Genomic DNA, 13,620 nt, shown 5'->3' with positions numbered 1-13,620 from the left:
CGCTTGGACTCCACGCGTCCACGGGACGCTCCTAAAAACCGGAGGCGGGGATTTCCAATCCCCGACGAAATCCCCGCCGCCCCGCTTTAGGCAATAATCCCCGTGGCGATCTCGCCATGGACATCGGTGAGGCGGTAGTTGCGGCCGCCGTAGAAGTAGGTCAGCTTCTTGTGGTCGATTCCCATGAGGTGGAGCATCGTGGCGTGGAAGTCGTGGACATGGCACTTGTCCTGCACGGCGTAGAAGCCGTAGTCATCGGTGGCGCCGTAGCGGAAGCCCGTTTTCACGCCGCCACCGGCGAGCAGGAGCGTGAAGCCATGCGGGTTGTGGTCCCGGCCATCGTCGCCCTGGGCCACCGGCGTGCGCCCGAACTCCCCGCCGATCACCACCAGCGTGTCTTTGAGCAGGCCGCGCGCCTTCAGGTCCTTGAGAAGCCCGGCGATCGGCTTATCTACTTCCGCGGCGTTGCTGGCGTGGTCTTTCCGCAGGTCCCCGTGCTGATCCCACTTGTAGGAGTGGGTCACCTGCACAAACCGGACCCCCTTCTCGGAGAAGCGCCGCGCTAATAAACACTGGTGCCCAAAGCTACGCGTCTTGGGATCGTCCATGCCGTAGAGCTTCTTGGTCGCCTCAGACTCACCCGTGATCTCTTGCAGCTCGGGGGCGGCGAGCTGCATGCGGAAGGCCAGCTCAAACGAGCTCAGGCGCCCTTCGAGCGCGGGGTCGGGGCCGGTGTGGGCCAGGTGCTCGCGCCCCAGCTGACCTAGCAGCTCCAGCTCCAGCTTCTGTGCCTCGCTCGGGGTCTCGGTGTTCTGGATGAAGGGGATCTTTGCCTGGGCCGCGTCGATACTGGCGTTGCCGATGGGTGTTCCCTGAGTCCATGCGGGCAAGAACGCCGAGCTCCAGTTGTTCACGCCGCCGTGGGTCAGGGTCGGGCAGATCGTCAGGAAGCCGGGTAGGTTCTGGTTCTCCGTGCCCAGGCCGTAGGTCACCCAGGAGCCCATGCTCGGGCGGACAAACGTGTCGCTGCCGGTGTGGAGCTCCAGCAGGGCACCGCCGTGGCGGGAGTTCGAGCCGTGCATGGAGTTGATAAAGCACAGGTCATCCACACAGCCGCCGAGATGCGGGAAGAGATCGCTCACCTCGATCCCGCTCTGGCCGTAGTGCTTGAACTGCCACGGGCTCTTCAGGAGATTCCCCGTGGGGCTGGAGACAATGCGCGGAATCTGGCCGGGGAAGGGCTTACCATGGTCGCGGGTGAGGAGCGGCTTGGGGTCGAAGGTGTCCACCTGGGATGGCCCCCCGTGCAGGAACACAAAGATCACCCGCTTGGCCTTGGCAGGGAACTGCGGCGGCTTGGGTGCCAGCGGGTTGCGCGTGTCTCTAGAGCTGGCGCGCGCCTCTTGGTCCAGCAGGCCTAGGAGCGCGAGGTTGCCAAAGCCCAGGGCGCTGCTCTTCAGCAGCTGGCGGCGGGAAGTTGCGTTGTTAGTCCACATAGAGAAACTCATTGGCAGCGATCAGGGATTTACAGAGGCTCTGCCAGGCGCTCAGGCGGGGATTCGGAGACTTGGCATAGGCGGCCTCGAAGCGGGCGAGGAAGTCGAAGGCACGGAGCACCTCGGCGAGGGTGGCGGGGCGGCCGTAGCAGGTGAGGTAGAGCTGGCGAATCCGCGCTTCGTCGTCTAGCTCGGGCTGTTTCAGCAGCGCCTCGGACTGGGCCTTGGTGGCGCTGAGGACCACCGCGCTATTGAGCATGAAGAGTGCCTGGGGCGCGACGGTCGTGCTGGGGCGGTCGCCGTTCATGACGGTCGGGTCGCCGAAGTCGAAGGCGGTGTAGACATCGTAGAGGGCGCTACGGACTACGGGGAGATAGACCGCGCGGCGGCGGCTGTCGTACTTGACCGGGTCGGCGTTGGCGGTGCTGGTGACATACTGGCGCGGCCGGAAGGTGAGCAGGGTCCCGCCCATGGTCTTGTCCAGGGTTCCGGCGACCGCCAAGATGCTGTCCCGAATGGCCTCGGCCTCTAGGCGCTGGCGGGGGAAGCGCCAGAGCAGGCGGTTGTCGGGGTCGAGCGCGGCGGCGTTTTTATCGAACTGGCCGCTCATCTGGTAGGTGTTGGTGAGCATCAGGCGCTTGTGGAGCTTCTTCAGGCTCCAGGCATCGTCTTTGACGAATGTGGTTGCCAGCCAGTCCAGCAGCTCGGGGTGGGTGGGCAGGTCGCCCAGGGCACCGAAGTTGTCCACGGAGCCGACAATCCCGCGCCCAAAGCGCCAGCGCCAGACCCGATTCACAAAGACCCGCGCCGTGAGCGGGTTCTTGGGGTCGGTGAGCCACTGCGCCAGCTCCAGGCGTCCACTGCTGGTCATCGGCAGTGCAGGCTGGTTCTCCCCCGAGATCGCGGTCGGGAAGCGGCGGGCGCACTCCTCGCCCAGCGTCAGGTAGTTGCCGCGCAGGTGCACCTTCAGGTTGGTCGGGGTTCCCTCGCTCACGGCCATGGCGCGGGGCAGGTCTGGGCGGGATTTCTCCAGCGCCATACGCTCATCGTCGAGGCGCTTGAGCTCCGCTTGGACGTCTTTAGGGAAGAGGCGGTCGGGCTTGTCGGGGAGCTCCAGCCGAATCTCCTTGTCGTCCTTGATGCGCTCGGCCAGCTCCGCCACCAGCTCAGGGATCAGGCCGGAGTCGGCGGCGACCGTTTCGAGGCTCTGGGTGAGCGGCAGGTCGGGGCGGGCGACCAGGAGCAGCTTGTCGATGTGCGGGAAGTAGTTATCGCGCTCCAGCTTGATGGTGTTGACTCCCGCCTTGAGTGCAAAGACTCCCTCGGCGAACCACTGCTGGTGCTGGGGATAGAAGCCCCCGGTCACTTTCCCCGCAGCGGTGGACGCCACCAGGGCACCGTTGACATAGATACGAATCGGCCGTGGGTCGCCCGAGGCGTAGCGCAGGTCGAGCTGGTAGGGGCCGGCGGTCGGGACAGAGAGCTCGTACTCCGTGCGGTTGGGGTACTCGCCCGCATTGACCAGCACACCGATCTCTTTGCCAAAGCCGCCCTTGTCTTTCAGCACGTTGCCTTGGGTGAAGTCCTCCGCCTCGCGGACGAGAGCTCCCACGGGCGGCACCCCACCGGGTGTCGGGATCGTCGCCGTGAGCGCGGTCGCGGCCTTCTGGGTGGCGAGGAGCTGGCGGGCCGCTTTTTCGTAGGCGGCGGTCTGGGGGCGCACCTGCGCTAAGAGAGTCTTCTCGGCGGCCTCGCGCTTTTTATTGGCTTCGTCGCGGCGGGTCTTGATCTGCGCCTCGATCGCGGCGAGCTTCTCCTGCTCCTCTTTGGGAGCCAGCGGGCGCTCGTTCCAGTCGGCCATGTTCTTGAAGTTGAGCATGGTCTTGGTGGACTTGAAGATCCCGGCTAAGGCATAGTAGTCGCGGGCGGGGATCGGGTCGAACTTGTGGTCGTGGCAACGCGCACAGCCGATCGTCAGGCCGATAAAGGTCTTGCCCAGCGTGTCCACTTGCTCGTCGATAATGTCCAGCTCCTGCTTAACGGGATCGTCTTCGGCAAGCATCTTGGGCCCCAGCGCCAGGTAGCCGGTCGCGACAATGCCGTCATCGCCCGCACCGGGGATTAAGTCGCCGGCGAGCTGCTCTTGGATAAAGCGATCAATCGGCTTGTCGGCATTGACCGCCTTGATCACCCAGTCCCGGTAGCGCCAGGCGTTGGCGTAGACTAAATTTTCATCGACCCCGTTGGAGTCGGCGTAGCGGGCCACATCGAGCCAGTGTCGGCCCCAGCGCTCCCCGTAGGCGGGCGACGCCAGCAAGCGGTCGAGGACGCGGGCAAAGGCACCAGGCTGCGTATCGGCGAGAAAGGCGTCGATCTCTTGGGGAGTCGGCGGCAGGCCGGTCAGATCAAACGTGGCGCGGCGGATCAGGGTCCGCCGATCGGCGGGCGGCGCGGGTTTGAGGCCCTTGGCTTCGAGCTTGGCAAGTACAAACGTATCGAGCGGGTTCTGTGCCCACCAGCGGGCCTTTACCTTGGGAAGCGCGGGAGTCTTGGGCGGCACAAACGCCCAGAAGGTCCCTGCGGGCTTGCTCGGCGACTTGGTGGCGCTGGGCCAGGGAGCGCCCGCCGCGGCCCACCCGGTCAGCGCCGCTAGCTCGTCGGCAGGCAGCTTCCCCGACGGCGGCATCTTCAGCGCTCCGGTGTAGGCCACGCTCGCCACGAGCTTGCGTGCCTGCTCCGCGGAGATCGCCTGGTCCAGCCGCAGGTTCCCCAGCTGCTGCTTCGGGCCATGACAGCTCACACACTTCGCCAGTAGTGTCGGGCGCACCTTCGACTCAAAGGCTTGTGTCCCGCTCTGGCTCTGACCGGGCGCGGGGAGAGAGAGCGCCCCTAAAAGAGGCGCAAGGACGGAGACGGCACAAAAAACTTGCTTGCTCACAGGGGCATTATAGCGGCTCTAGTGCAGTTTTGCGGTGACCTCCTCAAACTTCAGAGGGTTCTTGAGAGTCGAGTAGTAGCTTCTATCCGGGAGGCGTGGGAGGCTCTCTCCGTAGACATGGGTCAGGAGCAGGCGAAACGTATTGATGGGCGTGAGATCGTCGGTGAGGTACGGAGCGCCCCCCGGAACAAAGACCGCTTGGAGGTTGGAGAAGCCCTCTTGGACATTGGTGCGCTCCCGGCTCCGCCAGTCGGTCTGCATGCGCGAGCCATGGTCCCCCAGCACGACAATCACCGCAGGGCGAGCGCTGTTTTTCTTGAGGCTATCGAGCGCCTCCAGAACCTTGGTATTGACCGCCTGGAGCTGCCCGATATAGCCCGTGCGGTAGGAATCGGTGTTGTTCTTGCCAAAGTCGGTGGCATCCCCGATGGAGTACTGCGCCTTGTCGGGGTAGATCGCGCCGCCTGCGCTATCCAGCACAAACGGCGGGTGCGGTGCCAGCACATGGGCAAAGACAAACTTGGGGCCGGGGAGGCGCGCCGCCTCGGGGATGTGGCTCAGGCTCGCCAGGATCTGTGCCCGGTGCCTATCGTAGGCCGGGTGGTCGTCGTAGAGCGTGTAGCGCAGCGGGGTTCGTGCCAGAAGGAGCCGCTCGAACGGGCTCCGGTCGGAGAGATGCTCCCCGAGCTCGGTGAGGCGTCTGTCGGCGGTCAGCAGGGCAGTCGGGGAGAAGTCGCTGGGGATATCGACGATCTGGTAGCCCCGCGCCCGCATCCGTGCCACCAAGCGGCTGTTCTGAATCCAGCGCGCGGCTTGGTCGAGTCCTTCTTGCTGGGGCTCAGACGGCAGGTAGTCCAGGTTTAGGATCGAGGCCACACAGAGCGCGGTCTGGAGGTAGTTGGCGTGGCTCTTGCGGAGCACCTGGAAACCACGCTGCTCTAGCGCCGTCAGAAAGGGCGTGTTATCGAAGCCATAGAGCGCCTGAAGCTGATCCTGGCGCCCGTAGGCATCCAGCACGATGCAGTACAGATCGGGGAGCGTGGAGGACGCCACGGGGGCCGGTTTTGCCGTGGCGGCGGGCGCGGGCGTCTCCGGGAAGGCGACCGGCGGCACGGGACGGAGCAGTGTGTAGAGGGCGGGTGCCAGGTAGCCCCCCCCGATCACCCAGAGGGGCAAGGGCGTCCGCTGCGGCTCGTAGCGCCCCCACAGCACCAGCACCAGAAGCCCACATACCCCAGGCCAAAAGAGCACCCCTGCCCGCACGGTGGTGGTGTAGTCTAGGAGGGGCGCGTAGACGTAGGAGAAAACCCCTTTGTAGAACCTGTCCAGCTCGGGCTCCCAGAGCTCGTAGGAGAAGAAGGCAAACAGGAACAGAGAGAGCGCCAGTGCCACGCGCTCGGGCTCGCGGCGGCGCAGGAGAGCGAGCAGGACCAGCAGGAGAGCCGAACCCAGCGCCAAGAGCCCTAGGGGGCGCAGGAGCTCGTGCGCCTCCACCTCGGCGCGGTTGAGGGCGTAGAGCGAGAGCACCGGCGCGAGGGCGAAGCAGAGCGGGTGGAGCAAGCGCAGCGCACGCAGGAGCGGCTTCATGCCGGCCGGGCCTGGAGCAGGTAGAGAGTCCGCTCGGTGCCGGGGACAGCCTCACGGCGCAGGCGGGTGAAGTGCGGCTCCAGCGCGGCCTCGAAGCCCGCTTGCGTGTAGTGGGGAAAGATATCCGGGCGGTGGGCGAGCAGGCGCTGGGCCTGGGAGTCGGACTTGGGGACAAACTCGACAATCACGTGCTTCCCCACTTGCGCCAGAAACGCCGCGAGGCGCGGCAGCGGGACATTGTTGGCCAGCGCGAGGTGGTGCACCAGCGCCAGCGCGAGCACCACCTCCGCGGGGCCACGGTCTTGCAGAGAGTCGCGCTCCACTCCGGCCCAGCCACAGCGCGGGCTGGGGTTCATCAGGTCCAGAGTCAGGGGAAGTAGGCTTGTCTCTTTTCTCTCCACCACCTCGCGCCAGCCCTGCTCCACGGCGGCGGGATCGAAGTCCCACGCCACTGTAAAGGCCCCGCGCACACTGGCGAGCCGACTGAAGCGCCCCGTGTTGGCCCCCAGGTCCCAGACAAGCGCCGGTGCGGGTGTCACCGCATCCAAGAGCTCTCCCACCAGCCGCTCCTTGGCAAGTAGGGCAGTATCGGTGTAGTTGGTCGCCGCGTAGTAGTCGGCCCAGACCGTCCCCTGCGGCTCCCAGCGCAGCGCCGCGACCGTGCTCTCCAGGCTATCGAGGAGCCCCAGCAAGCCGTTTTTCGAGACCGTCGCCGTACGCGTCTTGCCGGGCTCGCCCCCACCGCCTTGTTGCGCCTTGGCGTGCAGGTGCAGGTGCATCGCCAACCCTGGGACCAGCCGGGTCGTGGCAGGCAGGAGAGCGCTGGCTAGGTCGAGCGGGATGCCATCGAGATGGACACGCAGGAGCCCACCGAGGCGGATATCGCAGCGGCTCATCAGGGCCAAGGGGGCGAGAAAGTGCTGGCAGAACTGGCGATACGCCGCCCAGGGCTCCCCTTCCTGGTAGGGCGCAAACGAGAGGGTATCGAAGAACACGGGCTGTGCGCCCCGAAAGGCCAGGTTGTAGGCGCTGGCGTCTTTGAGGGTCATCCCATGCTCCAGCGCCGTCCGCTGGATCGTCAGGGTTGCCTGTGCCGCCGCCTTGAGCTGGCCGAAGCACCACTCGTAGGGGTAGGACAAAAACGGCAGGCGCTCCGGCTGGAGCACCCGGCCGCCGTCGTCGGTGGAGGCCAGTGTCGTGTGTGCCACGAGCAGCCCCTCCCCCACCAGCCGCGCGTAGAGCCCCGAGGACTGGAGCAGCTCTAGCCCCGCTACCCCCGTCGGCGCGACCGCGCGGTAGAGAGTCCCCGCCTCGGTGTAGACAAAGCCATCGGGATCACGAAACGAGGCGGGATGGGGGCTCACTTGCTGCGTCGAGCCCGGGCCGACTGCAACACCCGCTGAAACATTGTCTTAAGTGCAAAAACCAAGCCTAATGCACCAGCAAGGGTCATCTGAAGTAGCTGGCTACCCGCTCCTGGGTCGAGATAGGCATGAGAAGGCCGCGCAGTAGCATCCAAAGCGGCAACTAACACCAAAGTAATAAAAACTATCTTCTTCATTTCAGAATCTCCTCAAAAAGATTACAACCATCCAAGGTTAGAATCTATTAGCGTTTCGTCTTGCTCTATAGGATGCGGCATGATGATGAAAAAATACTGAAATTAGAAGATTAATTATTTATGAAAAACAAACTAAGAGTTTATCAAGCAAGTCTTTGGCATCCCCCCGCTCGCACCGCTCGCGACCCCCTTCGCTTGAAACCCTCGTTCCGAGGGACGAAGGGGGTTGGGGGGCTTCCTTAATCCCCTTCGCAGCGACGAAGGAGCGAAAAGGCGAAGGGGGTCGCGAGTGGTGCGAGCGGGGGGATGCCGGGGATGCACCGCCGGGGGGATGCCGGGTATACTTTGGCCATGCCTTATAAACTCACGGTCAATGGGCGACCCGCCACAGTGGACGCCACCGCGGATACCCCGCTCCTCTGGGTGTTGCGCGATATTCTGCACCTCTTTGGCACCAAGTACGGCTGCGGTATCGGAAGCTGCGGCGCGTGCACGGTGCATGTCAATGGCGAGGCCGTGCGCTCCTGCCAGACCACGATCGCCGAGGCGGCGGGCAAGAAGGTCACGACTATCGAGGGGCTCTCTCCCGATGGCAAGCACCCGCTCCAGCTCGCGTGGCAGGAAGTCGATGTCCCGCAGTGTGGCTACTGCCAGGCCGGGCAGATTCTCTCGGCGGCGGCGCTGCTGGCAAAGAAGCCCCGCCCCACCGATGCCGATATCGACGAGGCACTGAGTGGCAATCTCTGCCGCTGTGGGACCCACATGTCCATTCGCAAGGCGGTCCACCGCGCCGCCTCCATGACCCCGCTGCCCGTGGTGAAGCCAGCCGCAAAGCCCGCAGTCAAGCCCAAGACCGGAGGGAAGAAATGAACCGACGTGACTTTTTCAAGGCCACCGCGCTGATCGGCGGAGGGTTCGCCCTCGGCCTCTACTCCGACTCCGAGACACCCGCCCAAGCGCAGCCGCCGCGCCAGGGGCCACCGCCGCTGGAGCCGAGCGCCTTTATCAAGATCGCCGCCGATGGCACCGTCACGATTCTCTCCCGCGCACCGGAGATCGGGCAGGGGATGAAGACGACGCTCCCGATGCTGATCGCGGAGGAGCTCGATATCGACTGGAAGTCCGTGCGGGTCGAGCAGGCCGATGTGGACCCACGCTACGGTGGGCAGTTCACCGGTGGCAGCGGCGGGACGCCCAGTGGTTGGGAGCCCGTGCGCCGGGTCGGGGCCGCAGCGCGTGCGCTGCTGATCGCCGCCGCCGCCAAGGAGTGGGGAGCCGCGGAGGCCGACTGCCACACGGCATCGGGCGAGGTCTTCCACACCGCCACCAACCGACGCCTCGGCTACGGTGCCCTCGCGGCAAAAGCGCTGGCGATGCCCCTCCCCGATCCGGCAACCCTCAAGATGAAGGACCCGGCGAGCTACAAGATTATTGGCAAGCCCACCGGCGGGGTCGATGTGCCCAAGATTGTGACCGGCAAGCCCCTCTTTGGGATCGATGTCCACCTGCCCGGCATGCTCTACGCGACTTTCCACAAGACCCCGGTTCTGGGCGGAAAAGTGGTCAAGGCCAACACCGAAGCCGTTGCCAAGCTCCCCGGCGTGAAGAAGGCCTTCGTGGTCGAGGGCAACCCCGGAGTCGGGCTGGAGTCCGGCGTCGTGATTGTCGCCGCGACTTGGTGGCAGGCACAGACCGCACGCAAGCAGCTGGAGGTGACCTGGGACGAAGGCAAGTGGGCGAGCTACGAGAGCAAGGAGCACTTCGCAAAGGCCGCTGAGCTCCTGGGCAAGACCCCGGCCCGCACGGTCGGAAAAGTGGGCGACCCCGACGCCGAGCTGGAAAAAGCCGCCAAGGTGATCGAGGCACGCTACGCCTACCCGATTATCGCCCACGCTCCGCTGGAGCCGCAGAACTGCACCGCGCTCTTCAAAGACGGCAAGCTGGAGCTCTGGAGCACGAGCCAGATTCCCACCGGGGGACGCAGCGGCTCTGCCCGCGTCGTAGGCATCCCCGAGAGCGCCGTGACCATGCACCTGCACCGCGCCGGCGGCGGCTTCGGACGGCGCCTCTACAACGATATGGTCGTGGACGCCGCCTGGATCGCCAAGGAGATAGCCGGTGTCCCGATCAAGCTGCTCTGGAGCCGTGAGGACGACTTCGCGCACGACTACTACCGCGCGGGCGGCTGGCACCACTTCAAGATCGGGCTGGACGCCAGCGGCAAGACAGTCGCCCTCCACGACCACTTTGTCGGCTACGGCGAGAACGACCGCTTTGTCGATAGCGGCGGGGTCGGGCCGGGCGAGTTCCCTGTCCGCACGATCCCCAACTACGCCCTAGGCCTCTCGATGGTCCCGCTCGCCGTGCGAACCGGAGCTCTCCGCGCGCCCGGCAGCAATGTCCATGCCTTTATCTTCCAGTGCCTCACGGATGAGCTAGCGCACGCGGCGGGAAAAGACCCCGTGGCGTTTCGCTTAGAGCAGCTCGCGGCGCTCGAAGCACTTCCCGGCAACCAGCGCGGGATGGATATTGAGCGCATGCGCACTGTCCTGAACCTTGCTGTCGAGCGCTCAGGCTGGGGCAAGAAGACCCTTCCCAAGGGCACGGGCATGGGAGTCGCGTTCTACTTTAGCCACAGCGGCTACTTCGCCGAGGTGGTGCAAGTCAAAGTGAGCGCCAAGAAAGCGATCAAGGTCGAGAAGGTCTGGGTGGTCGGCGATGTGGGCCACACGATCATCAACCCGGTCGCGGCGGAGAGCCAGGTCTGCGGCTCGATCATCGACGGCATGAGCCAGATGATGGCGCAGGAGATCACGCTCGCCAAGGGCCGGGTTGTCCAAGAGAACTTCTCCGAACACCCGATGGTGCGCCTCAACGAGGCCCCGCGCGAGATCGATGTCCACTTCCATAAGTCCAACAACCGCCCCACCGGCCTCGGCGAGCCCGCGCTCCCCCCGATCCTGCCGGCTATCGCCAACGCCGTCTTCGCCGCCACCGGCGAGCGCGTGCGGACCCTCCCACTGGCCAAGTCGGGCTATTCGTGGGGATAAGTGACCGAGCTTCTTAGAGTGGCAAGGGCGGCGCAAGCCGCCTTTGCTTTGGGAGAGTCGGCGATTCTGGCGACCGTGATCCGTGTGGGCGGCTCCACGTATCGCCGGCCCGGTGCGCGGATGCTGCTCACCGAGAAGGGCTGGGCGGCGGGCTCGATCAGCGGCGGGTGCCTAGAAAACGACGTGCTCCAGCGCGCGTGGTGGCGCACGGAGAGCGGCCCGGCGCGCGTGGTCTACGACTCCACCCAAGAGGACGAAGACATCGAGTGGGGCTTTGGGCTGGGCTGCAACGGCGTGGTCGAGGTCCTGCTGGAGCGCCTTACAGAAACCACGGTCGCACACCTCGCCCGCCTGGAGCGCTGGCAGACGGAGCGCACCCTCGGCGTGCTCGCCACGACCGGCGAGGGCAAGCGCCTCGCGCTGGAGCCCAGCGGGGAGTTCTGGGGCGACGAATCGCTACTTACCGGGGCGCAAGAGGCCCTCGCAACCCAAAAATCTTTCTGGCGCGACGAGACCTTCTACGAGCTGGTCACCCCACCCCAGCGCCTCGTGATCTTCGGAGCGGGCCACGATGTGGTCCCGCTCGTTAAAATCGCCACGGAGCTACTAGGCTGGCAGGTGACAGTCGTGGATAGCCGCTCGCTCACCCTCCACCCTGAGCGCTTCCCCGGGGCAGGACTCGTGCAGAGCTTCCCTATTTCCACCCTGGAGCCCACCGACGCCGCCGTGCTCATGACCCACAGCTTCAGTGCCGACCAGGAGCTCCTCCCCAAACTCCTAAACACTCCCGTCGGCTACCTCGGCCTCCTTGGCCCCCGCCGCCGCACCGAGCGCCTGCTGGAACATAGCCCCCTAGCCCCCATGAACGGGGGAAAACTGCATGCGCCTCTTGGCCTGGATATCGGTGCGGACAACCCCGAAGAGATCGCGCTGGCGCTGGTCGCCGAGATTCGCGCCTGGTCGGCGGGCCGCGATGGCAGGCCGCTGACGCTCCGCGAAGGGCCAATCCACTGAAGCTCGCGGTGGTTCTGCTGGCCGCGGGGGCATCGGTGCGGCTGGGGCAGCCCAAGCAGCTCCTGCCCTACCAAGGCAAGACGCTTCTACGGCACGCCGCGGAGCTCGCATGCAACCTTCCCCCGCACACTCCCCCCTTGCCTTTAGGTGAGGGGGGCCGGGGGGGAGAGGTACTCGTGGGAGAGGTGATTGTCGTGCTGGGCGCAAACGCCGAGCAGATTGCGCCAACTTTGGACGGCTTGCCGGTAACCATCACCCTCGCCGACGGCTGGCAAGAGGGCATGGCGGCATCGCTGCGGGCGGGAATCATGGCCGCAGGCGACTGCGATGCCGCCCTCGTGATGCTCTGTGACCAGCCGCGGGTGACGACCGAGCTCCTGCAGGCGCTTCTCCAGGCGTGGGAGCCAGGAAGCATTGTGGCGTCGGACTACGGCGAGGCACTCGGGCCGCCGTGTGTCTTCGACCGAGCCTATTTTCCTGAGCTCCTCACTCTCACCGGCGACTCTGGGGCACGCAAGCTCCTCAAGAAATACCCCTGCCGCACAGTGGCCTTCCCCGACGGCAGAGTTGATGTCGATACGCTTACGGACTGGCAGGCGCTATAACCTCTCCCCTAGCCCCTCTCCAGGGCGTTCGTACCTCACTGGGAAAGGGGAACGATCCACCCTCTGACTCCCTCCTTTCCCAAGGAGCTTGCGACTGCCCGGGAGAGGAGGGTTGGGGAGGAAAGGTTACACCAGCGCCAGCACCGCGGGATTGACCCAAGCTTGGTCGTGGAAGCGCTCGCCCCAGGTGCGTGGGGTGACATCGAAGTACTCGTGCAGGGTCTCGTCCTCGACAAAGCGTAGCTCTTTCCGCAGGTTGGCGCGGACGGTTGTGTCTGCACCGTGATCAAGGAGGAGACGGGCCATGCGCTCGCTCGGGCGGCTACAGCGATAGGCCTGCGAGACGACACAACCAAAGAGCGCCGTGTGGCCCCCGAAGCCGTCGGAGTCGATAGCGGCGGGCGCATTGACATCGGCCCCGTTCTCCAAGAGCCACTGTGCGACCTCGTAGGCGTCGTCGTCGACGGCTATATGCAGAAGCGTCCCCCCGGCAAGGGGTGTCCCACAGAGCGCGAGCGTGTGGTCGGTGTGGCAGCCTAGCTCCGGGGGGTAGATCTCCTCGTGGGCGAACTGTCGGGTGAGGACGCTCGGGTCGCGCTGGACCTGGACGGCGAGTAAGTCGAGGCGGCCCCGGTGGACGGCAAAAACGGCGTTGTCGGGGAGGGCGTAGCTGTGCTGGGCGAAGATCTCCAAGCACCCGTGCTTGCCGTCGGGGTTGCGCGAGTAGGTCTCCAGAACCAGCCCCAGCGGTGCCAGCCGGTCGCCGTCTGCATCGACCAGCGATGCGCCCAGCTCAAGTTGCAGCGCCAGCCCCACCGCGCTGAGTGTCTCACACGGCCCCATCACCGAGCCGGGCTGGGGGCGTGCGCCCATCGAGTAGAGCAGCCGCGCGGTGTCCAGCTTGCTCCGCAGGCACGCACGCTCAAAGGCATGCTGGACACCGTCGGCCCCGAGGCTATGGAGCAGCTTGACCAGCTCGTCTTGGCCCACATTGGCGGCATAGGAGAGAGTCGGGCCCCAGTTGCACTGCGCGGTGCCGCGTGCGTTCTCTTTTAGCAGCGATGGGTGCTTCTCGATGAGCCCGCGGACGGCCCCGAGGTCGCCGCGCCAGATGGCATCGATCAGCTCGCAGGCAAGCACGAGACGCGGCCAGCTCGGGACTCCGTAGGCACGCGCCAGCGTGAGCTGGGCATCGGCGAGCTGGGCTTTAGCGGGACTCGGGGGAGCGGGGTGAAACGCTTGCAGGTCGGCGAGGGCCTCGGGGGCACCTGCGTGGAGCGCAGTGAGCAGCTCTTTCGCTTGGTGCTTGAGCTGTGTCAGATCGGGTCGGACGGGTAGGTGACGAGCGGACATGGGAGTCCTCCTTTTT

The 13,620-nt window shown here is 65.5% G+C and carries 10 protein-coding genes; 4 read left to right on the top strand and 6 right to left on the bottom strand.

Annotated elements, in window-relative coordinates; all coding sequences use genetic code 11:
• Nucleotides 1-86: 86 nt before the first annotated feature.
• Genes HNQ39_RS02770 through HNQ39_RS02750 form a run of 5 tightly spaced genes read right to left on the bottom strand, consistent with a single transcriptional unit; the run spans nucleotide 87 to nucleotide 7,582 of the window.
• Entirely contained in the window at nucleotides 87-1,496 is a 1,410-nt protein-coding gene (locus tag HNQ39_RS02770; RefSeq protein WP_184192429.1) for a DUF1501 domain-containing protein, read from the bottom strand.
• Nucleotides 1,486-4,434, bottom strand: coding sequence for a DUF1549 domain-containing protein (locus tag HNQ39_RS02765; RefSeq protein WP_184192428.1), 2,949 nt, complete (start codon nucleotides 4,432-4,434; stop codon nucleotides 1,486-1,488). The genes HNQ39_RS02770 and HNQ39_RS02765 overlap by 11 nt, the downstream gene beginning before the upstream one ends.
• An 18-nt stretch (nucleotides 4,435-4,452) precedes the next feature.
• Nucleotides 4,453-6,021, bottom strand: coding sequence for a sulfatase-like hydrolase/transferase (locus HNQ39_RS02760; RefSeq protein WP_184192427.1), 1,569 nt, complete (start codon nucleotides 6,019-6,021; stop codon nucleotides 4,453-4,455).
• On the bottom strand, nucleotides 6,018-7,385 hold the full coding sequence (locus HNQ39_RS02755; protein WP_184192426.1) for a class I SAM-dependent methyltransferase: 1,368 nt from the start codon (nucleotides 7,383-7,385) through the stop codon (nucleotides 6,018-6,020). Before HNQ39_RS02755 ends, HNQ39_RS02760 begins: the two co-directional genes overlap by 4 nt.
• Nucleotides 7,382-7,582: a hypothetical protein gene (locus HNQ39_RS02750; RefSeq protein ID WP_184192425.1), complete on the bottom strand. Its 201-nt coding sequence runs from the start codon at nucleotides 7,580-7,582 to the stop codon at nucleotides 7,382-7,384. The genes HNQ39_RS02755 and HNQ39_RS02750 overlap by 4 nt, the downstream gene beginning before the upstream one ends.
• Before the next feature lie 351 nt (nucleotides 7,583-7,933).
• On the opposite strand from HNQ39_RS02750, the gene HNQ39_RS02745 reads away from it, so the two are divergent.
• Genes HNQ39_RS02745 through HNQ39_RS02730 form a run of 4 tightly spaced genes read left to right on the top strand, consistent with a single transcriptional unit; the run spans nucleotide 7,934 to nucleotide 12,251 of the window.
• The gene (locus tag HNQ39_RS02745; protein ID WP_184192424.1) at nucleotides 7,934-8,452 is read left to right on the top strand and encodes a (2Fe-2S)-binding protein; all 519 of its coding nucleotides are present in this window, start codon (nucleotides 7,934-7,936) and stop codon (nucleotides 8,450-8,452) included.
• Nucleotides 8,449-10,632, top strand: coding sequence for a xanthine dehydrogenase family protein molybdopterin-binding subunit (locus HNQ39_RS02740; protein ID WP_184192423.1), 2,184 nt, complete (start codon nucleotides 8,449-8,451; stop codon nucleotides 10,630-10,632). Before HNQ39_RS02745 ends, HNQ39_RS02740 begins: the two co-directional genes overlap by 4 nt.
• Nucleotides 10,633-11,646 (top strand): XdhC family protein, encoded by a 1,014-nt coding sequence (locus HNQ39_RS02735; RefSeq protein WP_184192422.1) that lies wholly within the window; start codon nucleotides 10,633-10,635, stop codon nucleotides 11,644-11,646.
• An 8-nt stretch (nucleotides 11,647-11,654) separates the two neighbouring features.
• A complete protein-coding gene (locus HNQ39_RS02730) occupies nucleotides 11,655-12,251 on the top strand; it encodes an NTP transferase domain-containing protein (protein WP_221289766.1) in 597 nt (198 codons plus the stop codon).
• 126 nt (nucleotides 12,252-12,377) lie between these two features.
• Here HNQ39_RS02730 and HNQ39_RS02725 read toward each other — a convergent pair whose 3' ends face one another.
• Nucleotides 12,378-13,604, bottom strand: coding sequence for an ankyrin repeat domain-containing protein (locus tag HNQ39_RS02725; protein WP_184192421.1), 1,227 nt, complete (start codon nucleotides 13,602-13,604; stop codon nucleotides 12,378-12,380).
• Between the last annotated feature and the right edge of the window lie 16 nt (nucleotides 13,605-13,620).

Origin of the sequence: Armatimonas rosea (assembly GCF_014202505.1) — a bacterium.
In the GTDB taxonomy this organism is placed as follows: domain Bacteria; phylum Armatimonadota; class Armatimonadia; order Armatimonadales; family Armatimonadaceae; genus Armatimonas; species Armatimonas rosea.
Note: the sequence above shows the minus strand (reverse complement) of the source record. Positions and strands in the feature narration are given on the sequence as shown.